A 23760-nucleotide genomic window follows, 5' to 3' on the forward strand; every position below is an offset into this window, starting at 1 on the left:
CCTAAACCAGCTTCCAGTCTTCCAGGCCCTCATACAGTGGGAAGTCCTGGGTGAGCTTCTCAACGCGTCCACGCAGCTGTGCAACGTCTTTGCCCAGCAATGCCTGCGCAATCACATCAGCCGTTTCCTCGAACGCCTTCTCATCGAAACCACGAGTAGCCAATGCCGAAGCACCGATGCGCAACCCGGAGGTCACCATTGGTGGACGCGGATCATTCGGCACCGCATTACGGTTAACAGTAATACCAACCTCGTGCAAGCGGTCCTCTGCCTGCTGGCCGTCTAGTTCTGAGTTCCGCAGATCTGCCAAAACCAAGTGGGTATCGGTGCCGCCGGTGAGCACGGAGATACCAGATTCCTGGCAATCCTGTGCAGTCAGGCGCTCTGCCAAGATGCGTGCACCGTCGATGGTGCGCTGCTGACGCTCCCGGAATTCCTCAGTGGCAGCCACTTTGAACGACACAGCCTTCGCCGCCACCGCGTGCATCAACGGACCACCCTGTTGGCCTGGGAAGACTGCCGAGTTGATCTGCTTAGCGTAGTCCTGTTTCGCCAGAATCAGGCCGGAACGCGGACCGCCCAAGGTCTTATGCACGGTGGAAGAAACAATATCGGAGTGTGGAACTGGTGATGGGTACAGATCAGCAGCCACCAGACCAGCGAAGTGCGCCATATCAGTCCACAGATAAGCGCCAACCTCATCAGCGATGGAACGGAAGGCTTCGAAATCCAAACGACGCGAATACGCCGACCAGCCAGCGATGATCACCTGTGGCTTTTCCGCCAAAGCCTGCTCGCGAACCTTGTCCATATCAATGCGATGGGTTTCCGGGTCCACCTCGTATGCAGCAACCTCATACAGCTTGCCGGAGAAATTTAGCTTCATGCCGTGGGTCAGGTGCCCACCGTGTGCCAAAGACAAGCCCATGATCTTGTCACCTGGTTTGATCAGTGAAGCCAATACCGCGGCGTTGGCCTGTGCACCCGAGTGCGGCTGTACGTTGGCAAATTCTGCACCAAATAGCTCCTTGGCACGCTGCCGAGCGAGGTCTTCAATGACATCGACGTGCTCACAACCGCCATAGTAGCGGCGGCCGGGATAGCCCTCGGCATATTTGTTAGTCAGTACCGAACCTTGTGCCTGCAACACCGCGCGCGGCACGAAGTTTTCCGAGGCAATCATTTCCAAGGTTCCACGTTGACGGGAGATTTCTCCGTCGATGGCAGCAGCTACCTCTGGGTCAAACTCAGACAGCGGGGATTCAAACATCAAAGCGGGCCTTTCTGCACGCAGGTGGCGATTATGATGCTTATAACAATAACACCAAGCGGTAATGAGACAATACCTACTATGACTACCAGCCCCTACCTGGATTTTTCCCGAGAACACTGGCGCAACCTGCGTAAATCTGTCCCGCAGTTGTTAACGGAAGACGAGGTTACCGAGCTCGCCGGTATCGGAGAAAATATTGACCTCGAAGAGGTGGCCGACGTCTACCTACCACTGGCTCGTCTACTGCATTTACAGATCGAAGCTCACCGCAGAGTCAACGACGCCGCTCAACAGTTCTTAGGGCACCCGCCGCAAAAGGTGCCATTCATTATCGCGGTCGCGGGATCAGTAGCCGTCGGCAAGTCCACCACTGCCCGTCTGCTGCAGGTGCTGTTGCAAAAATGGGATAAACACCAGCGGGTTGATCTCGTGCCTACCGACGGTTTTTTACTGCCCACGGCAGAGTTGAAAAAGCGTGGATTAATGAAGCGCAAAGGCTTCCCCGAATCTTACGACCAACGGGCGCTGTTGCGGTTTGTTACCGAGGTGAAATCAGGTGCGCCCGAGGCCCATGCACCGGTGTATTCCCATACTGCTTACGACATTTTGCCTGGTGAGGTCCAGCGTATTCGGCAACCAGACATCTTGATCATCGAAGGCCTGAACGTTTTGCAGACCGGCCGCACGCTCATGGTTTCAGATCTGGTGGATTTTTCCGTCTACGTCGACGCTCATATCGACGACATCGAAAACTGGTATATCGAGCGTTTCTTGAAGCTTCGACGCACTGCATTCCGGGAACCCGGCGCTCACTTCGCTCATTTCGCGGATTTGGAAGAAACCGCAGCCCGCGCCGAAGCCCGCGAGATCTGGCAGTCCATTAACTTACCCAACCTGGTAGAAAATATCTTGCCAACGCGCGTGCGGGCCTCGCTAGTACTTCGGAAAAACCACGACCACCTCGTGGAAAAAATTCGGCTCCGCAAGTTGTAATCCTAGTGGCTCCCCCAACGGGAACTTGCCTGCAGAACAGGGCAGATGCAAAGGAATATGCAACGGTTATTTGCCAAATCGTCGTGAGCGTTGCGAAAATTCTCGCAACGCCCGGAGGAAATCAATCTTGCGGAACGCCGGCCAATAAGTATCGGTAAACCAAATTTCCGAATAGGCAGCCTGCCACAGCAAGAACCCAGATAAGCGCTGCTCGCCCGAAGTTCGGATCACTAAATCTGGGTCCGGTAAGCCTTTGGTATACAAGTGATGCGAAATAGAATCTGCCGTTACGGCATCGGCAATCTCGTCTGCGGCCAAGCCTTTCCTTGCTTCCGCGCGAATAAGCTTTTGTACCGCGTCCACTATTTCTTGTCGACCGCCGTAACCCACCGCAACGTTGACGATAACTCCCGTGTTGTCCCTGGTAGTCGCTGCGGCATTTTCCATACGCTGTGCCACCTCAACCGGAAGCAGGTCCAGATGACCAACCAAACGCACCTGGCAATTCGGTTCCCCTTGCGAAAGCTGAACGACGACATCGGTAATGATGTCAAAAAGTAGGTTCAGTTCTTCCGGGGCTCGCTGTAGGTTTTCTGTCGACAATAAATAGCAGGTGACTACTTCTACTTCGGTTTCTGCGCACCAGGAAACCAGTTCTGCGATCTTGTGTGCACCACGTCGGTGCCCATGACTAATGTCGGTGAACCCGGCTTCCCGCGCCCAACGCCGGTTGCCGTCAGCCATGATTGCGACGTGCTTCGGCTGCGGCTTTCCCTGCAAGCTGCGGCGAATACGCGCTTCATAAATGGGATAGACCAATTCCCGCAGTTTCATTGCTACCGCCGATCGTGCACGCCGACTTCGCGCATTGCAGTATCAATGGCCTCGATGTCGAAGGGGTCAAGACCGTGATCTTCTGCGAATGCACGACGACGTCGAAATCTGGACTGTCGTCGGTGAAACGACCAGCCCAACATCATAATCGCCACAACTAAAGCAACGATAACCAGTAAGCCGATTGGTGAAGCTTTCCCGAATTCTGGCCCCATAGGTCCTTCCTGCACCTGGTTTTGGGCCCAGTAAAACGCCTCGGTCGCTGCTTCCGATGCCTGCGCCACCGATGCCGAGACAATGGCTGCAGATAGTGATGTTTGCATTAGTTGGCTTCCTCCAAACCGGCAAACAAATCGGTCTCCGGCAATTGTGTTTCTACCCGACTACGCGCTAATTCGTATTCCTCAGTAGGCCAGAGCTCTTGTTGGGTTTGCACGTCTGTGGCCATAAAGGCGCCAGCTGGATCAATCTGCGTGGCGTGGGCGCGCAATGCCGCTTCCCTGTGTGCAAAGTAGTCACTACACTCCACCTGCGTAGTAACACGAGCCATAATATCCGCCAAGTGTGGAGACCAGCGCTGCATCATCGGCTCATATGGAGAAGACTTACCTTGTTCCAACAAACGGTTATGGAATAACTCCATGCGCTGATAGACAAAGCCATGGCTGTAATAGAGTTTCAACGGCTCCCAAGCTGGAACCTCCGGGAGAAATTCCGGATCACCCGCGCGCTCCCATGCGATCATGCTGATCTCATGGACTTTCAAGTGGTCTGGGTGTGGGTAGCCACCGTTTTCGTCGTAAGTCATGATGACATGTGGCTTAAACTCCCGGATGATTTCTACCAGTTCGGTAGCAACCTTCATGGTGTCTTCGCGAGCAAAGCAGCCATCAGGAAGCGGTGGCATAGGATCACCTTGCGGTAAACCGGAATCAATATAACCCATCCACTTGTGCTGGACACCGAGAGCCTGAACAGACTGCGCCATTTCTTCGTGACGGACAGCCTGCATGTTTTCTTTGACCCCGGGCTTATCCATCGCAGGATTAATAATATCGCCACGCTCACCGCCAGTGCAGGTGAGAATCAAAACTTCGTGACCATTGTGCGCATACATCGCGGTGGTGGCTGCGCCCTTAGATGCTTCGTCATCAGGGTGGGCATGGATAGACAGCAACCGGTAGCTCACATCGGTCCTTTCACATATTCGCTTGATTCATCATTCTGATGGATCGTCTCAAAGTTCTTCGAATCGACGTTACCCGAATCGATTGTGCTGAAATTGATTATATTACCTAATTGTACTGGCTTCTACGCCTGCCTTAAGATGCGAAGAATGAGCACTCGCACGCGCGCACGTTATGGTTCCAACCGTTCCGGCAGTAGGAAAACTCCCGCTAATAATCTCACCGGCAAAATCCTCGTTGCGCTCTTAGTTCTTATGCTCGCGATTGGCTCTTGGGGCCTGTTCCGCTTGTTCAACGCGGACACACCACCTGCGGAAATCACATTGCTCAGCCAAGAGTACCCAGACGACGATACGCTGCGGGTATGGGTTGATATTACCCGGGACGATCCCACCGTTCCCGTCTATTGCATTGTGCAGGCGTTCAATTATGACAAGGCTGAGGTAGGCCGAGTAGAGATCCCCATGGCACCGGGCGAGAAGCGAACCGAACGCATTAGCGTCGATGTCCCTGTTCGTTCTGGCGAAAAGGCCGTTGCAGGCGGGGTCTACGGGTGTTCTGGAACCATCCCAGCACATCTAAAGCTCGACAGCTAGCGACCAGGTCTTGTTTGATAAGGGCTAGGGACGAAAAACGATATACACATACGTTAAGATCTAGACAGAATCGTCGCATCGCAGCGAGTTCAAACACGAAGGGTTTGAACGACCAGAAGAATCTAAGGAAGGCTTCATACGGACATGGCTGAAAATAAAAAGCAGTACATCACGCCAGAAACCAAGGCAAAACTGGAAGAGGAGCTGCAGGCGCTTATTGACCACCGCCCGGTAGTCGCTGCCGAGATCAACGAGCGCCGCGAAGAAGGCGACTTGAAAGAAAACGCCGGCTACGATGCTGCTCGCGAGATGCAGGACCAGGAAGAAGCCCGCATCAAGCACATCTCGGAAATTCTTGCTAATTCCACCACCGAGCGCACCGGAGTCCAGGAGGGCGTAGCCAACATCGGCTCAGTTGTCCACGTGCACTACAACGAGGACCCAGAAAATAAGGAAACCTTCCTTATCGGCACCCGCGCTGCCGCAACCGACAACGAGAACCTAGAAACCTATTCGGAACAGTCTCCCCTGGGTGCAGCCATCCTGGGCGCAGAAGAGGGCGAGACCCGTCAGTACACCGCACCTAATGGCAACGTCATTAAGGTGACCGTGGACTCTGCTGCTCCATACGACTCCGCACTGTACGCCACCCCACGCGACAAAAACTAAGAAGGATACCCCCATGACTAACTATCGCAAATTCGCCGTCACCGGAGTGTCCGCGGCTGCTTTGGCTTTGGCTGCTTGTACTCCTCCAAACGAAAATCCTTCAGATCAAAAGGTCGAAACTGGCAACACTTTCGAGGCTCCACGTAGCAGCGAACCAACCAGCACGAACGGTACGAACACTCAAGAAACCGGTGTTGCCGGCACTACCGGAACCAACGGCACCGACAGTACTGGCGAATCAGTACGCACCACGGAAACCATCATCGGTGGCACTGAGTCCGACCTGGACGACGACGAGGAGTCTGAATTAGCCGCGGCCTCTGGGGATTCTGCGACGGGTTCTTCAGGGGCCACAAAAACAACTAGTTCTCGCAAAGTAGCAGCAAATAAGATTGGTTTTATTAACTGCCTGGGCAGTCCGGAACGGAAACCAGCTTACGTTGTACTCGATTGCGCAGACCCCGACGAACGTCTGACAAAAATAAAGTGGACGTCTTGGGAGTCTGATTCTGCAAAAGCATCTGCGCAAAACACGGATAACCAAGAAGTATCTCTGGTTTTACGCTCTCCTGTGGAATCAGCCCAAGGAACCGTTTTTTCCGAAATCCTCGTCGACGGGCAACTGGTTACTCCCTAATTACTAGAGTCAGATCGAAACGCCCATAAAAATAAATGGCATGAAAAACTCCGGTGGGCTAGTCATCGCTTAAGCGTAGTGACTAGCCCACCGGAGTTTCGCGTCTCTAGGTGCTAGACGGGACAGACGGCACGGTGTCAGTCGTAGTTACAGACTGTACAACCACAATTCCCGCCACTAGCACGTCAAGTTACATCTAACGTTGCTGGAAATAAGACAGCAGACGCAAGATTTCGGTGTAGAGCCATACCAGGGTTACTGCCAAGCCCAACGCAACGCCCCAAGCCATCTTGGACGGTGCGCCAGCACGGATCATGCGGTCTGCAGCATCGAAATCTGTCAAGAAAGATGCTGCAGCTAAACCAATGCATACCAGCGAGAAAATAATCGCTAGGATGCCACCATCACGCAACGGGTTGTTCCCGGTAAACATAGCGAGCACAAAGTTACCCAGCATCAACACGACTACGCCGATGATGCAGGAAGTCAGAATCTTGTTAAAGCGTGGAGTAACCTTCACTGCACCAGTCTTGTAGACGACCAGCATGCCCAAAAAGACACCAACGGTACCCAATACCGCTTGGCCGATGAGGCTTGCGGCATTAGCTTCTCCGACATGCATGCCGGAGAAAACCATGGAAATACCACCGACGAAGAAGCCTTCAAACACGGCATAGAGCAGAGTCACCACTGGCGAACCCCACTTCTTACCAAAAGATGCAACCAGGACGGTGATAAACCCGGCGATCGCACCACCAATCGTAGCCATCATGGCAATCTGTGGGTTCACCATACCGATGCCAAAATTGAGGATGGCAAAGACCACGATGACCCCGAGAGTGATACCAGTTTTCGTAACCACGTCGTCGACAGTCATCGGACGATCAGCATCACGCTGCTCGGTCATTGGGGCGTAGCCGCCCTGCCCGCCATAGTTATCGTAGGCGTTATAGTTCATCTGTTGCTGGAAGCCGGCGTTATTACCATTCCCGGTTGCTCCAGCAGACAAGTTGCTCATTACGGGGTTGCTGTTACGCACTGTAGTATCCCGCGCCTTTCGTGTCATGGAGTATAGATTCTCACTCAGTGTAACGACGCGAAAGCTTAGAAAGTTCCCACAATTAGCGATCAAGGGATTTCTTTTTCACCTTTAGCTAATTTAATGAGTTTTGGGTAGTTATCGGGTTTTGAGTATCCCGTTCAGCGTTTCCGCTTTTAGTTGTGCCCCCAGTCGGGCTCGAACCGACACTGTATGGATTTTAAGTCCACCGCCTCTGCCAATTGGGCTATGGGGGCAAATACCAAGCGACCAGCAATTATCGGCTGTTTGTTGGCACGGATGATTATTCTAGCACAGAAACAGCTTCAGCTTGTTTCCAGATCACCCCATCAAGAATATCTTTTTCGCTAATCACGAATTCTCGTACTCCACTGTGTCTCTCGATCATGTCCATGATCCCACGTACAGCTACTGCTCCACCGCCAAGTACATCGGCACGCCCAGGGTGGACCACCGGGTTTTGCGCTCGCGCTGCAGCGGAAGTAGCAATGACTTGGCCTAGCAATACACGAAGAGCATCAAAGCGCAGCACGGAACCGTGAATTTGTTCCGGGTCATACTGCTCTAAGCCTTGGGCTAATGCGGAAAGTGTCGTGAACGTACCGGCACAGCCAACCACAGTTCGTGCCTGATTGATTGGCACAAGTTTTTCTACCTCGGACATGCGCTCCGCGACGAAATCGTCTGCGATTTCCACCTCTGTCTCGCTCGGTGGATCGGACGGCAGCATACGCTCGGTAATGCGTACGCACCCCATGGCTGCTGAATGTGCGCCAAGGATTTCCTCGCCTTTTTTACTGACGATGAATTCCGTAGAACCGCCTCCCAAATCGATTACGCAAAACGGGCCGGCTTCAGCAGGGAGATCTTGTACGGCGCCCAAAAAGGACAACTCAGCTTCTTCGACCCCGGTAATCACCTCAGCAGAAACACCAGGTTCAACTTCTCCGAGCAGCTCGGCAGTCATGTTAAAAAAGGCTTGATTGTTTTTCGCGTCACGCACCGCTGCAGTAGCAACCATACGAACTTTTTCCACGTTTTCGAATTTCATGATGTTCACGTAATTCCGTAACGCTTCCCGCGTCCGCACAATAGCTTCCGCTGCTAGCTCGCCGGTAGCATCTACGCTTTGTCCCAGACGGACGATTTCCATCCTGCGCGTAACCTCGTTAATGCTAACCCCAGAAGGAGTGTTGCCAGTCCGGGTGACGTCACTGATCAACAAACGGATAGAATTCGTGCCGCAGTCAACGGCTGCAATGCGGGTCATGAAATTTCCTTCTTTTCGGCTCGGCTATTTTCAGCGACTATTTTTCAGCGTTGCTGAAATCGAAATCATCGAGATCGATTCCCAGGCCTTCACACGAGGGCCAGTCCACCGGGATGGCAATGCCCCGCAAGTTACCATGTTCAGCTGCCATCGCCACCGCTTCTGTGCCCAGGCGGAAATGATCCGGCCCCTTGGCTAAAGCATAAGCAATCAAAACATGGAGACATTTCACGCGTTCCGGCATTCCACCACCAGAAAAATCGGTACCTAAATCTTCCATCGCATTGCGTTCTGCCAAAAAAGCTTCATGCGCGCGTTGATAATCCTCGGCAAGCTCTTCATCTTCCGCCAAGCGGGATTCCATCCACTTCATCACGTGTGCAACTTCCAACCGTGAAGCTTCCGCCGTTAAACGCGGGTCGGTGAGATAAAAAAGTGTGGGAAACGGGGTGCCATCGGGAAGCTTTGGTGTCGTTTTAATCACCGCCGGCGCACCGTCGGGGGTGCGGTACGAAATCTCTACGACACCACGCGGGCGACGTCCCAGCTGCTTTTCGACGGCATCAAGTTCGGCGGAAGTAACACTCATGTGTGCTATTCTCGCACGACCAGTTGCACTACGCGCAACTGGTTACCACAACTTCATCGGTTAGTTGGATCCTCGGCATGTTCTGGGACTTCTGGGGCCACCGGATCGCCCTCTACTTCCTCTCCGTCGGTGGACGTGGGAGCGTCGGCAGGCTCTGGGATCTCTGGTGGTTCCGCAATTGCGTCCCACAGCACTGCGTACCATGGGCGGGCTTCCTCATAGTCTTGCCGTGAGGTGGTCACCGAATCCTTATTAGTAATACGCGGATCGATGATGCGATAAGCAGTCTCTCCGGGTTCTACCAACCCGAAGCGGCTGCGCGCTTGTTCGCGCACATAATCCGCGTCTTTATAACGCTCAATCTCGTCTTCAACCCGAAGTTTTTCGGCTTTCTTCGCCGCAATGGAATCTTCCAAGCGCGCAATTTCGGCCCGGCCCTCATAATAATTACGCAGTGGCACCGCCACCGACAACAAGATCACCAACACCACAGAAACCATCACAGCAACACTGATGAGGTCGAAGCGCTGGTGGAATTTCTTTCGAGATCGACCGGCTACCGCAGTTTTTCCCCCCGGTCCACGCTGGGCGGCGGTACGAGAAGAAACGGGCACGGTTGTCCGTGTCCGCAGCGTAGACTTTTTACGCTCAGTCATGATCTCCTCGAGTTACCGTCCAGCGCGGATTTTAGCCCTGGAAACGTGGGAATGCGTCACGTCCAGCGTAACGTGCGGCCGCATCTAGTTCCTCTTCAATGCGCAACAAACGGTTGTACTTCGCAACACGCTCGGAACGAGCCGGCGCACCAGTTTTGATTTGGCCACAAGATAGCGCCACTGCTAAATCAGCAATCGTAGTGTCTTCGGTTTCACCCGAACGGTGCGACATCATTGTGCGATAACCGTTGCGGTGAGCCAGCTCAACCGCATCGAAAGTTTCGGTCAAGGTGCCAATTTGGTTGACCTTCACCAGCAGAGCATTAGCGGCACCTTTGTCGATGCCTTCACGCAAACGCTGCGGGTTGGTGACAAAGAAATCATCACCAACGATCTGTACTTTTTCGCCAATTTCGCGGGTGAGGTTAACGTAGCCATCCCAATCGTTTTCATCCAATGGATCCTCAATGGACACGATTGGATATTCAGCGATCAGTTCAGCATAAACGCTCGCCATTTCTGCACCAGAAAGCTCGGATCCTTCAAACTTGTAGGATCCATTGTCGTAGAACTCAGAAGAAGCCACATCCAGTGCCAACGCAACGTCTTTGCCTGGCTCGTAGCCAGCTTTCTTAATTGCCTCAACGATCACGTCTAGGGCTGCACGCGTTGATTCCACAGACGGAGCAAAACCGCCTTCGTCGCCAAGACCAGTAGACAACCCGCGCTCTTTCAACACCGCTTTCAAGGCGTGGTAAACCTCAGCGCCTTGTTGCAGGGCTTCGGCGAAACTGGTGGCAGACAGCGGAGCAATCATGAATTCCTGAACGTCAACACCGGAATCAGCGTGCGCACCACCATTGAGGATATTCATCATTGGCACTGGCAACACATGGGCATTCGGGCCACCAATATAACGGTACAAAGGCAGCGCAGCGGAATCAGCAGCCGCCTTTGCCACAGCCATAGAGACACCCAAAATGGCATTAGCACCCAATTTGGATTTATTTTCAGTGCCATCGAGTTGCAGCATAGCCGCGTCGATCAGGCGCTGATCATCAGCAACCTGGCCGGCCAATTCGTCAGCGATAACCTCGTTAACGTTTTCTACGGCCTGCAACACTCCCTTACCCAGGTAGCGTTTGCCACCATCACGCAGTTCGTGAGCTTCATGCTCACCGGTCGAAGCGCCGGAAGGCACCCCGGCACGGCCGTGCGCGCCGTCATCCAGAACAACTTCTGCTTCCACAGTTGGATTGCCGCGGGAATCCAAGATCTCGCGTGCAAAAACATGCATGATATCAGCCACAGGCTGGGCCTCCTCTGATTTTCCGGCACACTAGTGCGCCATGTCAGGTGCAGTGAACACCCCTAATTGTTCCAGATTTCACCGAAAGCTGTAACAGGCACCCCGTATTAGCGGGAGGCGGGCTGGTCAATGGCATAAGAATTCGCCGCATCACGAACCTTGAGAACATAGTCGTTCGAGTTGTTGTACGACAAGATCGCCTCGGTCCATGCTTGTGGATCATCCAAATTGCGCCCTCCAGTACACAACAATTTTGCCGCTGCCAACGCAGCATCATCAATCTGCTGTGGATCAGGGTAACCATCGCCAGAAGCATCCAAACCGTAGCGATGCCAGGTTTGGGGAATGAACTGCATCGGACCAACCGCGCGGTCATAGACCTTATCGTTATCGAATTCCCCACCATCAGTATCCGGAATATGCACAGTATTATTCGTGCCATCCAGCGGTATCCCAATAATCGGAGGATGCACCCGGCCGTCATCACCTATAGAAGGCCTATCGAACCAATTACCGGCATAACTCCCATGGCGCGTTTCCACCCAACCGATTCCTGCCAACGTCGTCCAATCCAGATTGCACGACGGCCAGGCATCACGGGCGATCAGCTCCGCATTGCCATAAGCTCGCAATGCTTGCCCCGGGATCCCGGTATCGTCGGCAAGCCCTTCAGACCAATAGGTCAACTTATCAGCGGTGCGTCCTTCGCTATGCACATCAATAGACGGCACCTCTCGGCCCGCTGCCGGTGGTACATTATCCGGCACCGGCTGCAACTGCCGAGTGACCGACGGCCCATCGAGAAACGACAACAGCCACAGCACCACAGAGATCACCAAAATAATCCCCAGTACCGAGGCACACCCAACTTTCAGGCAGCCAGATCTCCTACTGCGAGCTGAATAATCCATCGTGGAACAAACCTACCCTTGCTCCTGTTCCGCACGCTTACCCTCAATCCACAATCGGTCTTGCTCTTCCTGAGAGACCATGCTGGATGTGCCATCAAAAAGATACGGCGCGCGCGAACGCATTTTGGCAATAAAACTGGCCGCAACATCGTCCAAACTAAACGCTTCCCGACGACGCCCCAATTCCGCATGAAACAACAATTGCAGCAAAACATCACCCAGCTCACGCACCAACTGCGCGTCATCAATATCCCGGGTCGTCTCAGCAGACTCAATAACCTCGCAAAGCTCCGCAACCTCCTCGCGCAGATAAGGCACCAGCGTTTTATGGGTCTGCAATAATTCAAATTCACCGATATCACGGGCACGCCGCATGACCTGACGTGCGATATAAAGCTGATCATCCCGCGAACGCGCAGTTATTATCCTCTCGCCACGACTCACGCGCTCCAGCACGCGCTGGTCCGCTTCATTAGTACTCACCAAAAGTCCTGCCCCAGAAGGATCAGTTCCACGAATAACATCACCAAAATTCCAGCGCACTGTCACCGGCACTTCCTCGGTATAGCTCACCGGGCCAGAAACGCCACTGAATACCTCCAACGGAATTTGCTCGGGCCAACGAGGATCAAGAAGCAGAACAGTCATAAAGACAATCCTATAAGCAACTATGCCCGCTATAGCCACCCCGCCTTTCGCGCTCAGGGATTTCCAGGGTAGCTTTACCATCATGCACAGCGAGTCAAATGCCACCACCAACACCGCGGCAGTGAGCGGAACCGGGGCCACATCCCACTCCGCACAAACGTCTCAGCAGCAAGGAGACGGAAAATCCAAGCACACGGTCACGATGTGGTCACTTGTCGCTCTCATCATCGGCTCTTGCGTCGGTGCAGGAATTTTCTCGCTACCGCAAAACATCGCTTCAGTAGCCGCACCCGGCGCGATGTTGATTGGTTGGGCAATCGCCGGCGTCGGCATGCTCTCAGTAGCATTCGTTTTCCAGATTCTGGCACAGCGTAAACCACACCTGGATTCCGGGGTGTATTCCTATGTGCGCGCCGGGTTGGGAGATTTTATTGGCTTCGCTTCCGGTTGGGGGTATTGGCTCGGCTCGGTCATCGCGCAGGTGGGCTACGCAACCCTGTTTTTCAACACCATCGGCCACTATGTGCCGCTATTCCACGAATCCAACCGCTGGGCATCGTTCATTTCCGTGAGCATCATGACCTGGGTGATTTTCGCGTTGCTTAGCCGCGGGGTGAAACAAGCCGCAATCATGAACACTGTGGTTACCGTCGCCAAGTTAGTGCCGATCCTGGCGTTTATCGTACTGCTGCTGTTTTTCGGTTTCAGCTGGGATACTTTTACCCTCGATTTCTGGGGCCGTGAATCTAGTGAAGGCTCAGTTTTTGAACAGGTCCAAGGGATCATGTTGTTTACTGTCTGGGTATTCATCGGTGTGGAAGGCGCGTCGGTGTATTCCAAACAGGCCCGGAAACGCACCGATGTAGGCCGCGCGACCGTGCTCGGGTTCGTTTCCGTTCTCGTCTTGCTGGTGTCTGTGGCGACGTTGTCGTTTGGTGTACTCAGTAAAGAAGAATTAGCGGCCTTGCCAGATAACTCCATGGCCGCCGTGCTAGAAGCTGCTATCGGCCCCGTCGGCGGCTTGCTGATCTCGATTGGACTGTGTATCTCAGTTTTGGGCGCGTATGTTTCCTGGCAAATGCTATGCGCCGAGCCGTTGACCATGATGGCGATTGACGGATTACTACCCAAGCGCACCGGTGCCATCAACCACGCAGGCGCTCCGTGGATGGCACAACTGATTTCTACCTCCGTGATTCAATTCGCGGTCATCGTATTCTTCCTCAACGAGACCGCCTATATTTCAATGGTGCAGCTGGCTACGGTGATGTACCTATTGCCGTATATCTTTTCCTCGCTATACCTGCTGCTGTTGGCATCACGCGGCAAAGGCATAACTCACCCACACGCCGGCACGAGGTTCGATTTGTCTGGACCGGAAATGTCCCAGCGCGAAAACCGACGCCATCTTCTTATCGGCGCAGTAGCGTTTATCTATTCCATGTGGCTGATTTATGCTGCCGATCCGGTTTATATTCTCTTCGGCGCACTCGCCGTTGTTCCCGGAATAATCCCGTACGTTCTGACGCGAATCTCGCGCAAAGAAAAATTATTTAACGGTTTTGAATGGTCAATCGTCATTCTGGTGGTCATCGCAGCAGTTATCGCTGCTGTTGGTTTGGCACAAGGTTCGCTGCACTTGTAGGCATCGAAGCCGTATAGCCCGGTTACAGCATGCCCTTATCTGGTTGTTGACAGCAGGTTTTTAGTACGGTTAGTACACCGTCGATTCCTGTGACTATCACTTCTATTTGGGAGCTTCTGTGACTCGTATCAGCGCGGATCTCACGCGTTCTACTGCTACCACTACTGGCACTTTCGATACTGCTGCAGCTACGTCTGCTGGTGATTCCTCCACCAGTGACCATGGTCGTGCTGCCTGGGCCGACCGGGTCCGGGAGCTTGCAGAACAACGAAACGCGGTCATCCTGGCCCACAATTACCAAATTCCGGAGATTCAAGACATCGCGCACCACACTGGCGATTCCTTAGCGCTGTCCCGGCAAGCAGCCGCCACTGATGCCGATATCATTGTGTTTTGCGGTGTGCATTTCATGGCCGAATCAGCGAAGATTCTCTCCCCAAACAAGAAGGTGCTCATCCCAGATGCACGCGCTGGTTGTTCCTTGGCGGATTCAATCACTGCTGAACAGCTGCGAGAGTGGAAGGCCGAACATCCAAACGCTTTGGTGGTCAGTTACGTCAACACCACCGCCGAGGTAAAAGCCCTGACCGACGTCTGCTGCACCTCATCAAACGCCGTCGATGTCGTCAATTCCTTGCCGGCAGACCAAGAAATCTTGTTCTGCCCAGACCAGTTCTTGGGTGCTTATGTGAAACGAGAGACCGGTCGAGAAAACATTCGTATCTGGGCTGGCGAGTGCCATGTACATGCAGGTATTAGCGCCGAACAATTGACCCAGCAAACCCAAGACAACCCCTCGGCGGATTTGTACATTCATCCGGAATGCGGTTGCGCGAACTCAGCACTGTATTTGGCCAATGAAGGCTTGGTACCGCAAGATCGCGTACATATGCTTTCAACCGGTCAGATGATCACACAGGCCCAAAAACAGCCACAAAATAAGGTTCTGGTCGCTACCGAGACCGGTATGCTGCACCAACTACACCAGGCAGCCCCCAACATTGATTTCCAAGCGGTCAACGATCGCGCTGAGTGCAAGTATATGAAGATGATCACTCCTGAAGCGCTGGTACGTTGCTTGGAAACCGAAACGGATGAAGTCACGGTTCCAGAAAATATTGCGAATGCAGCCCGTAAATCACTCGAAGCCATGATTTCGATCGGCAGCCCTGGTGGTGCCGAATAAATGGATCACTTGCAGCTTCCTGATTGCTCTGCGCTAATAGACACCGCGTTAGACGAAGATTTCGCTTACGGTCCAGACCACACCTCATTAGCAACGGTCACCACCAGCGCCTCATGCACCGCCGAGTTGAACGCCCGGCAGGACGGTGTCATCGCCGGTTTGGGGCTAATAAAACCAGTATTAAGCGCTGTCGCCCATCGGATCGCGGATCATGAGGTCTCGCAGACCGGCGAGCATGGGCCAGAAAATTTCCGGCTCACTCTGGAATGTAACGATGGCATGCACGTCGTCACTGGGCAGCGCTTAGCGACGATCACCGCTAATACCCATCTGCTCCTAGCTGCCGAGCGAACTCTACTCAACATCATCTCGCACGCCAGCGGCATCGCAACCGAGACCTCCCGGTGGGTTCGCGCGATCGCAGATGCAGCAACAGAATTCGCCCAGAAAACTGAGGCTTCTGGCGACTGCCACCAACCAGCGATCCCACAAGCCCGGGTGCGCGACACCCGAAAAACCCTCCCAGGACTGCGCGAGTTGCAAAAATACGCGGTCCGCGCCGGCGGAGGCAGTAACCACCGGATGGGCTTGGGTGATGCCGCGATGATCAAAGACAATCATGTTCACGCCGCTGGCGGTAGCGTCAGCGCGGCTCTTCGCCTGGTTCGTGAGCATAAACCCGATATTCCGTGCGAAGTGGAAGTCGACACCTTAGAACAACTCGACGAAATTCTGCCGCTGCACCCAGACATGGTGTTGCTGGATAACTTCTCCCCCGCCGAAGTTCGTGCGGCAGTAGCGCGTCGGCAAGAGCTCAGCCCGGCAACCAAACTGGAGGCTTCCGGAGGGCTCACACTTGCTCGCGCTGGCGAGTACGGCACCACCGGGGTGGATTATCTTGCGGTGGGCGCACTAACTCACTCAGTGCGTGTAATGGATATTGGATTGGATTTTTCATGACAGCAACTCAGATAGCCCTGATCGGTGCTGGTCCCCGCGGTATTTCGGTTCTAGAACGGCTTGCAGCCTATTTACGCGACTCGTCCAGTTCCGGACAGGCGGAAACGAAGACGCAGGCAGTCCGCCCACAGATAACGATTCACATCGTTGATGATTCCCAAATCGGTGCCGGTCGGGTATGGGACACTACCCAGACTCGTACACTGTGTATGAACACGTTGGCTGATGCCGTGACTTTATTTACCGAGCCTGGTTCCACCGTGGGTGCCTCAGTGCTATCTGGCCCAACACTATACGAATGGATCCGCCTGGTTCGCGGCGATGATCTGCTAACGGCATTCACTGCAGGTAACCTTAACTATGACACCAACGCTCAGGTAGTTCAGGAAAAAGAAGCACTGTTTCGTGCACACCCGCCGCGAAAAGGCCTAGCAAATGACTACCACGAGGAATTAGTCGGCACAGTAGAACAATCCAATCCTTCTCGCGCGCTTTATGGCGAATACCTGCGTTGGGTCTATCAGGTGGCTCTGGCGCATTTGCCGGATTCTGTGGAAGTCATCGAACACAATTCCCGTGCGGTTGACATGTACACGGTCCCGGACAGCGCTAATACCGACGTCATTACCCTTGCCGACGGCACCAGCTTTTCCGCCCACGCCACTGTGCTAGCCACTGGCTGGGTGCTGAACGCGGATAACGACGAGCAGCACCAATTGCGCGCGGCCAGTCAAGCTGAGCATTTAACCTGGATCAGTCCAAATAACCCAGTAGAACAACCCGTAGACAATATCGCGGCAGAAAAACCAGTGCTGGTGCGGGGACTAGGAATGGGATTTTTCGATTTGCTAGCACTGTGCACCCTCGGCCGTGGCGGCTCTTTCGACGTAGATCCAACCACGCGCTCGGGGCTACGGTATCGAGCCAATGGGAAAGAACCACATTTTGTAGTTTCTTCCCGCCGCGGCTACCCATTTTTACCAAAGTCAGATTACGGTTCGCTCCCGCCAAAAGCTCATATGCCCCGTCTACACAACGCCCTGCAGGCTGTGCAGGAGCAAGAGCGGATTGATTTTTCCATCGACCTTGCTCCGGCGATTATCCGCGATGCTATCCAGGCCTTTTATGCAACGCTCTCTCGCCTAGCCCCAGAATCGATCTTCACCAGTACGGAAGACATCAACACCGTGCTGGATTCGACCCCAGTATATGTGTTGTTGGATCCGCACGGTCTCAGCGGTGTGTTAGCCCGGCACACGACTGAGATCTGCAATTTGCAGCCGTATTTACACCCACGCGTCGAATCGACTCAGCAAGTTGCTGAAGCAATGGCCCGGGATATCGACGAAGCCCTAAAAGGTTCCAATTCACCGATCAAGGCTGCTTTGTGGGTATTCGCCTCCTGCCGCAAACACGTTGGGATTGCCGGAAGCCAAGGAAAATTCATGGCAGATTCCGCAACCCCAACGCTGTCGCAAATCATGGCTTTAGGACAGATGGTTGGTTCCGGGCCTCCACTGTTTCGTTCCCAACAGTTACTGGCGCTTGTCGACGCCGGACTGGTGGAGTTTTTGGGCGCCCAACCACGTTTGACCATTGGTTCTGCAGAGTTCACGCTCACCTGCGGTTCGGGTGTTTCTGCACGGCGGGCCAGTGCGACAACGCTTGTCGATGCTTGGCTGCCAAAGCCTGATATCCGCTTCCCTGCCGATCCGTTGAGCCAGGCTTTATTCGCTTCCGACCGGATCCGCCCGTTCTCGATTGACGGAGTGGAACAAGGTTCGCCGGAAACTGCGTACGTGACGCGTCGGACGATTCGCCCGGACGGCAGTCAGGATTCCCGTCTGCACATCATTGGTATTCCCACACATGCGCAGATGCCGGATACCACGATTTCCCCAATGCCAGGTACCGACCCGATCATGTTGCAAGAAACAGATAAAACCGCACGCAGCGTGCACGCGATTATTCAGGGTCTGCGCGACGAAGCTCCACAGCCGTAGCTGCTTGGGCTAGCCCAGCTAACACCAGCTGGGTCATCCACCTCTGATGATCCGGCATGATGTCGTGCCCCAGACTGGTTAATTTCCGAGAAAGCACGCCGATGGTCAATACAAAGCGGCGCGTGTGCAGCTCGGGCGTCACGAAGCCGTACTGCGCTGCAGTGGCTAAAAGTTTTTCAATTGGCTGCATATCACGGTTCCGGACCACGGTGGCGAATTGCTGCACGAGATCTTGCCGCTCTGCGTAGCGCGAAACTTGCTCACTCAGCGGACCGACACCTTGTTCTACCAATTCGGTGACAAGATCTGTCCAGGTCTGCCATGGGTGCGCTTCCCAGTGGCCATCGTATTTTTCGATAATTGCGCAGTGTTGCGAATAGACGTGGTCCCCCACGGCTAAAATTAACGCCCAGCGATCCGGAAAATTCCTGTGTACGGTGGCCACTCCTACTCCCGCAGCCGCGGCAATCGCACGAAAAGTGACATCGATACCGTGTTCTTGGAACAAGCGGTGGGATGCTCGAATGATGGCTTCTCGGTTCGCTTGGGCATCAGCGCGCACTGCGGCTCCTTTCTTCGAGCAGAGCGGCAAGTCATTCAATCCGCCTGTGGTGGCCCCATTTTCTTCCGTTATATATTACACCGGGCTATCACTTCGGTGGCCGTTTCGGGCTGGTCACTGTCGCGTCGTTCGGGATCCAGAACCGCAGGGGTGCAGCAACATTCTTGGAAATGCCGATGCGCGGTCCAGCTACCCATTCAGGCTCCTGCGAGCGTATGCCAAGCTGTGGATTCATTGTTGCGGTTCCTCGTGGCGGCAGGCTGTCCATGCGGGCAGGCACTTGTTCTACAGCGAGGTGATTGTGTTCGGTACCCACTCCCAAGGCTTTAGCAAGGTTTCCAGGGCCGGACGCTAAACGTGTATAGCTGACATCGCCCCGGCGGCTACGCGCTATCGGCTCACCGGCGATCACTCGCCCAGAGCGAAGCAAGCACCCTTGGCCGGTGCCTTCCGGACCACACACCAAGTTGCAGCAACGATGAATACCATAAGAAATATAGACGTATAGGCGTCCGCCCGGCCCCCAAAGCGCGGCGTTTGCCGGTGTCTTGCCACGGAAGCTATGCGCAGCTGTGTCGGTGCCATGTAAATAGGCTTCCACCTCAGTAATTTCGATGGTCACAGAGCCAAAAGACAGGGTTCTTCCCAAAAGCAAGGGCGCAACTACATCGGCATCAGCAGAAAAATCTAGCATTCGTGCACACTCCACTAGCCACTAGAAGTCATAATTGATTACAGCTGTTCGCCACTGTTTACTACTACTCACTCCTATTCGCTCAGCGAAAACACCGAGCCGCTGGATTTCTGCACTCGAGGTTTCCCTGGCTTCTTACGTCGCGCTTCGCCACGCGTAACAGCACCGGCTTCATCTTTGCCAGTAGTCTGTGGTTTCTGTGCTCCGGATACGTCAGTTTTTTCCACATCGAACATCTCGGTGAGGAAATCCGCCATCCACTGCAGGAGTTCCACATCGCGCAACTTCGGGTCCGTCACGTTGCCACGACCAGCTTTCGGGAACGGTAACTGGATCGCTTTGGCGGCTGCACGGTAATTCGCACCAGGGTGTGTGCGTTTCAAACGCACTTGCTTGGAATCCGGTAATTCCACCGGGCCCACTTTGATTCGTGTTCCTTGCACCATGATGTCGGTGACCCCGGCGCGCCGAGCTTGGTGGCGCAGGCGTGCCACAGCCAGCAAACGCTCGACCTCTTCCGGGATCGGGCCATAGCGGTCTTCCATTTCCTCAACTACCAAGTGTAGGTCTTTATTGTCCTGTGACGACGCCAGCTTGCGGTACACCTCCAAACGCAGGCGTTCAGAAGAAATATATTGTTCCGGGATATGTGCATCCACCGGCAAGTCGATACGAATTTCTTTCGGCGACTGATCTGTGGCATCCAGTGCTTCGCCGCGGGAAAGCGCCTTGAAGGTTTCGACAGCTTCGCCGACCAACCGGACATACATATCGAAGCCGACGCCTGCGATATGACCAGATTGTTGCGCGCCCAGCACGTTTCCGGCACCGCGCATTTCCAGGTCTTTCATGGCCACTGCCATACCGGCACCGAGATCATTGTTTTGCGCGATCGTCGCCAAGCGGTCATAGCTGGTCTCAGAAAGCGTGGCTCCTTGCGGGTACAAAAAGTAGGCGTAGCCACGCTCCCGGGAGCGTCCAACGCGACCGCGCAGCTGGTGCAACTGTGACAGCCCCATCTGGTGGGCATTTTCCACGATCAAGGTGTTGGCATTAGCGATATCCAAGCCGGTTTCCACGATCGTGGTGCATACCAGCACGTCATATTCGCGGTCCCAAAAACCCTGCACAGTACGTTCCAGCAGGTCCTCGTTCATTTGCCCATGGGCAACGACGACGCGGGCTTCTGGCACCAGTTCACGGATTTCCCGGGCCTTTTTCTCGATGTCCGCGACCTTGTTGTGAATCACGAAGGTCTGACCATCGCGTAACAGCTCGCGGCGGATCGCAGCCGCAACCTGTTTGTCTTCGTAGGCACCGACATAAGTCAGGATCGGGTGCCGGTCTTCCGGTGGAGTAAGGATCGTCGACATTTCCCGGATGCCCGCCATCGACATCTCCAGGGTGCGTGGAATTGGAGTCGCAGACATCGTGAGCACGTCGACAGATGAACGTAATGCCTTGATGTGTTCTTTGTGCTCCACACCGAAGCGCTGTTCCTCATCCACGACGATCAAGCCGAGGTTTTTCCACTGCACGCCAGTCTGCAGCAACCGATGAGTACCAATCACGATATCGACGGTGCCGTCGGCAAGCTCTTTAATGATCTGTTTGGCTTCTCCCGCGGTACTAAACCGCGAAAGCACCCGCATCTCAACTGGGAAGCCTGCCATGCGTTCAGCAAACGTGTCATAGTGCTGCTGTGCCAACAGCGTGGTCGGCACCAATACCGCGACTTGTTTTCCATCTTGCACCGCTTTGAAAGCAGCACGCACCGCAACCTCGGTTTTGCCATAGCCAACGTCGCCGACGACGACGCGGTCCATCGGGACCGACGATTCCATATCCGCTTTCACTGCTTCGATGGCCAGCATCTGGTCTTCGGTTTCGACGAACGGGAAGTTATCTTCCATCTCCGTTTGCCAAGGAGAATCCGGGGCAAAAGAATATCCCGGCGCGGCTTGGCGCTTCGCATAAAGTTGCACCAGCTCGCCAGCGATTTCGCGGACCGCTGCGCGCGCCTTTTTCTTGGTGTTTTTCCAGTCCGATCCGCCCATTTTGGACAGCGTCGGTGCTTGCCCGCCGGTGTATTTGCTCAGTAGGTCCAGTGATTCCATGGGAACCCACAATTGGTCTGCGGGCTGTCCGCGCTTCGACGCGGCGTATTCCAGCACGATGTATTCGCGGCGAGAGCTTTCCCCACCGGCATTGATCGTGCGCTCAGCCATCTTAATAAACTTGCCGATGCCGTGGGTTTCGTGGACGACAAAATCGCCTTTTTTCAGTGCCAGCGGGTCCACTCGGTTGCGCCGTTTGGCGGGTCGACGTTTGGCACCGGCGATATCGCCGACACGGTTACCGGTCAGATCGGTTTCGGTAACCACGACCAACGGCAGTGTCGCACCGTCGTGCTGGTTGCGGACTTTCGGAAAGACCAATCCGGCGTGGCTCAATGCTTGATACAGCGTGATCTCGCCAGCGTTGGGTTGCCAGCCGGGCTCTGCCACGTGCGCCGAGATGCCGTTTTCGCGGAATCGTTCCGCCATGCGTTTGATAGCACCGGCTGCCGGGGCGATATATGCTGCGCGTCCACCCGACTGGCAATGGGCGCGAAGCTGCGACATCATCGCTTCGATTTCTTTGGCGTCGCCTTTCGGCTGTGGACCAGCCTCAAATTCGAGCGGCAACGTCGCTGCTTCATCTGCAGCAAACATTCCTGGAGGGGCGAACGTCCACCAGGAACTGCCACGTTCCCGGGTGATGTCTTCTAATTGTTCCAGGGACAAGTAGTTTGCTGCCGACAAGTCAAGTTTGTTGTGGGCCACCGGGCCATCCGCCCCCATGGCTGCTGCTTCCCAGCTCGCGGCCAAGAATTCTGCGTCGGTATCGTGCAGGTCCTCTACCCTACGCCGCACCTTTTCTGGGTCCGTGACCAGAACATGCGTGTTATCTGGCACCAGGTCCAACAGCGACACCATCGGCGTATCCGCCAGCACCGGAAGCAACGCTTCCATGCCTTCCGATGGGATCTTTTCCGAGATCTTGGTGAGCAATTCCGCTAGCGTCGCGTTGGAAGCATACTCGCGTGCGAGTTTTTCCGCTTTCGCTGCTACCGCATCGGTAATGGGCAGTTCACGAGCCGGGAAAATAGCAACTTTGCCAACTTCGATCTCAGAGATCGTTCGTTGGTCTGCCACAGAAAACTGGCGGATATCGGTGATTTCATCACCCCAGAATTCGATGCGCACTGGATAGTCCAGGGTCGTGGGATAGACATCGACGATGCCGCCACGTTTGGCGAATTGGCCTTTTTTACTGACCATGTCGACGTGCGAATATGCACGGAATTCTAATTCAGCAACCAGCTGCTCAAAGTCATATTCTTGGTCTTCAGTCAGGCTAATCGGCGCCCGGCCATCGACAGATTCCAGCACTGGCTGCGCCAGTCCGCGTGCTGGGGTCACGATAACTTGCAGATCGTCTAAGCGGTGCAGCACGGCTGCACGCTTACCGACGATATCTGCGCCCGGAGACAAACGCTCATGCGGCAAGGTTTCCCATGCGGGAAACATCGCGACCTTATTGCCCAGCATGGCAGCTAATTCTGCGTGTAGGTCTTCAGCTTCGCGGCCGGTGGCTGTGAGTACAACGACGGGGGCATGGTGCGCCAGGGTGCCGATAGCCCAGGGACGAGCTTGCGTAATGCCGGTGATGTGCAGGGTTGGTTCACCAACATGATTGATGAGCCCTTTGAGTTTCGGATCGCTGGCAGCAACTTTTAATAGGCCGGCGAGCATATTCACTTCGGGATCATTCTCCTGACTGAGATGGCTGGTGGCTGGAGCCTTACCCCCTGATATGAAAAAGCTTCCCCACCAGGACTCGAACCTAGAATGACGGTACCAAAAACCGTAGTGTTGCCGATTACACCATGGGGAAATGTCGACACTCCTACACTGCTATTCGAAACGACCATCAATGGATGATGAAATCGAGGCGATGTGCAGTTGCGTGCCAACGGCTTGTAAGTTTACACAATCAGATGAAGAAATGAAAAACCAACGGCCACACAAAACGC

General features: G+C 54.4%; 22 protein-coding genes and 1 tRNA gene. 8 read left to right on the forward strand and 15 right to left on the reverse strand.

All coding sequences use genetic code 11. The annotated features are described in order from the left end of the window. Position 1: 1 nt before the first annotated feature. Positions 2–1270 carry a serine hydroxymethyltransferase gene (gene glyA / locus HMPREF1292_RS09625; RefSeq protein WP_023019711.1) on the reverse strand — a complete coding sequence of 423 codons (1269 nt, stop codon included), beginning with the start codon at positions 1268–1270 and terminating at the stop codon, positions 2–4. An 81-nt stretch (positions 1271–1351) separates the two neighbouring features. Here glyA and coaA point away from each other — a divergent pair, with 81 nt between their 5' ends. Next, a complete protein-coding gene (coaA, locus tag HMPREF1292_RS09630) occupies positions 1352–2266 on the forward strand; it encodes a type I pantothenate kinase (protein WP_021352993.1) in 915 nt (304 codons plus the stop codon). 66 nt (positions 2267–2332) lie between these two features. On the opposite strand, the gene HMPREF1292_RS09635 is transcribed toward coaA, so the two are convergent. From HMPREF1292_RS09635 to mca, 3 genes are read right to left on the reverse strand one after another with little or no spacing between them, the layout of a single operon-like run. Beyond that, entirely contained in the window at positions 2333–3100 is a 768-nt protein-coding gene (locus HMPREF1292_RS09635) for an isoprenyl transferase (protein WP_021352992.1), read from the reverse strand. 2 nt (positions 3101–3102) lie between these two features. After that, entirely contained in the window at positions 3103–3423 is a 321-nt protein-coding gene (locus tag HMPREF1292_RS09640) for a hypothetical protein (RefSeq protein ID WP_023019713.1), read from the reverse strand. Beyond that, positions 3423–4289, reverse strand: coding sequence for a mycothiol conjugate amidase Mca (mca, locus tag HMPREF1292_RS09645; RefSeq protein ID WP_023019714.1), 867 nt, complete (start codon positions 4287–4289; stop codon positions 3423–3425). The genes HMPREF1292_RS09640 and mca overlap by 1 nt, the downstream gene beginning before the upstream one ends. 147 nt (positions 4290–4436) lie before the next feature. Between mca and HMPREF1292_RS09650 the strand changes: the two genes are divergently transcribed. The 3 genes from HMPREF1292_RS09650 (at position 4437) to HMPREF1292_RS11165 (ending at position 6189) form a co-directional block, all read left to right on the forward strand. After that, positions 4437–4883, forward strand: a complete 447-nt coding sequence (locus HMPREF1292_RS09650; RefSeq protein WP_023019715.1) for a DUF4307 domain-containing protein — start codon at positions 4437–4439, stop codon at positions 4881–4883. Positions 4884–5027: 144 nt separating this feature from the next. Then, the gene (greA, locus tag HMPREF1292_RS09655) at positions 5028–5552 is read left to right on the forward strand and encodes a transcription elongation factor GreA (protein WP_021352988.1); all 525 of its coding nucleotides are present in this window, start codon (positions 5028–5030) and stop codon (positions 5550–5552) included. 13 nt (positions 5553–5565) lie between these two features. Beyond that, a complete protein-coding gene (locus HMPREF1292_RS11165) occupies positions 5566–6189 on the forward strand; it encodes a hypothetical protein (RefSeq protein ID WP_023019716.1) in 624 nt (207 codons plus the stop codon). 196 nt (positions 6190–6385) lie between these two features. Here the strand turns inward: HMPREF1292_RS11165 and HMPREF1292_RS09665 are convergent, their stop codons facing one another. From HMPREF1292_RS09665 to HMPREF1292_RS09700, 8 genes are all read right to left on the reverse strand, one after another. Further along, complete coding sequence (locus HMPREF1292_RS09665; RefSeq protein WP_023019717.1) at positions 6386–7228, reverse strand: Bax inhibitor-1/YccA family protein; 843 nt, start codon at positions 7226–7228, stop codon at positions 6386–6388. Between the two features lie 183 nt (positions 7229–7411). Beyond that, positions 7412–7485: transfer RNA gene (locus HMPREF1292_RS09670), tRNA-Leu, on the reverse strand. Between the two features lie 47 nt (positions 7486–7532). After that, entirely contained in the window at positions 7533–8519 is a 987-nt protein-coding gene (locus tag HMPREF1292_RS09675) for a Ppx/GppA phosphatase family protein (RefSeq protein WP_023019718.1), read from the reverse strand. Positions 8520–8556: 37 nt separating this feature from the next. Further along, positions 8557–9108: a DUF501 domain-containing protein gene (locus HMPREF1292_RS09680; protein WP_021352984.1), complete on the reverse strand. Its 552-nt coding sequence runs from the start codon at positions 9106–9108 to the stop codon at positions 8557–8559. 53 nt (positions 9109–9161) lie between these two features. Next, positions 9162–9764 carry a septum formation initiator family protein gene (locus tag HMPREF1292_RS09685; protein ID WP_021352983.1) on the reverse strand — a complete coding sequence of 201 codons (603 nt, stop codon included), beginning with the start codon at positions 9762–9764 and terminating at the stop codon, positions 9162–9164. Between the two features lie 31 nt (positions 9765–9795). After that, positions 9796–11073, reverse strand: coding sequence for a phosphopyruvate hydratase (gene eno, locus HMPREF1292_RS09690; protein ID WP_023019719.1), 1278 nt, complete (start codon positions 11071–11073; stop codon positions 9796–9798). Positions 11074–11180: 107 nt separating this feature from the next. Further along, positions 11181–11984, reverse strand: a complete 804-nt coding sequence (locus tag HMPREF1292_RS09695; protein WP_023019720.1) for a lytic transglycosylase domain-containing protein — start codon at positions 11982–11984, stop codon at positions 11181–11183. Between the two features lie 12 nt (positions 11985–11996). Further along, on the reverse strand, positions 11997–12632 hold the full coding sequence (locus HMPREF1292_RS09700) for a MazG nucleotide pyrophosphohydrolase domain-containing protein (RefSeq protein WP_023019721.1): 636 nt from the start codon (positions 12630–12632) through the stop codon (positions 11997–11999). 202 nt (positions 12633–12834) lie between these two features. Between HMPREF1292_RS09700 and HMPREF1292_RS09705 the strand changes: the two genes are divergently transcribed. The 4 genes from HMPREF1292_RS09705 (at position 12835) to HMPREF1292_RS09720 (ending at position 18426) form a co-directional block, all read left to right on the forward strand. Further along, positions 12835–14277, forward strand: coding sequence for a basic amino acid/polyamine antiporter (locus HMPREF1292_RS09705; protein WP_031268223.1), 1443 nt, complete (start codon positions 12835–12837; stop codon positions 14275–14277). A 127-nt stretch (positions 14278–14404) separates the two neighbouring features. Continuing rightward, positions 14405–15463, forward strand: a complete 1059-nt coding sequence (nadA, locus tag HMPREF1292_RS09710; protein WP_051137481.1) for a quinolinate synthase NadA — start codon at positions 14405–14407, stop codon at positions 15461–15463. Then, entirely contained in the window at positions 15464–16423 is a 960-nt protein-coding gene (nadC, locus tag HMPREF1292_RS09715; RefSeq protein WP_023019723.1) for a carboxylating nicotinate-nucleotide diphosphorylase, read from the forward strand. After that, positions 16420–18426 carry an FAD/NAD(P)-binding protein gene (locus tag HMPREF1292_RS09720; protein ID WP_023019724.1) on the forward strand — a complete coding sequence of 669 codons (2007 nt, stop codon included), beginning with the start codon at positions 16420–16422 and terminating at the stop codon, positions 18424–18426. The genes nadC and HMPREF1292_RS09720 overlap by 4 nt, the downstream gene beginning before the upstream one ends. On the opposite strand, the gene HMPREF1292_RS09725 is transcribed toward HMPREF1292_RS09720, so the two are convergent. The 3 genes from HMPREF1292_RS09725 to mfd form a co-directional block, all read right to left on the reverse strand. Then, the gene (locus tag HMPREF1292_RS09725; RefSeq protein WP_021352975.1) at positions 18389–18988 is read right to left on the reverse strand and encodes a TetR family transcriptional regulator; all 600 of its coding nucleotides are present in this window, start codon (positions 18986–18988) and stop codon (positions 18389–18391) included. The two genes, HMPREF1292_RS09720 and HMPREF1292_RS09725, sit on opposite strands and share 38 nt — an antisense overlap. 88 nt (positions 18989–19076) lie before the next feature. Then, positions 19077–19682 carry a DNA-3-methyladenine glycosylase gene (locus HMPREF1292_RS09730; RefSeq protein ID WP_023019725.1) on the reverse strand — a complete coding sequence of 202 codons (606 nt, stop codon included), beginning with the start codon at positions 19680–19682 and terminating at the stop codon, positions 19077–19079. 74 nt (positions 19683–19756) lie between these two features. Beyond that, a complete protein-coding gene (gene mfd / locus HMPREF1292_RS09735; RefSeq protein WP_034646189.1) occupies positions 19757–23479 on the reverse strand; it encodes a transcription-repair coupling factor in 3723 nt (1240 codons plus the stop codon). Positions 23480–23760: the final 281 nt, after the last annotated feature.

It is taken from the genome of Corynebacterium sp. KPL1995 (assembly GCF_000477935.1).
Classification (GTDB): Bacteria; Actinomycetota; Actinomycetes; order Mycobacteriales; family Mycobacteriaceae; genus Corynebacterium; species Corynebacterium pseudodiphtheriticum.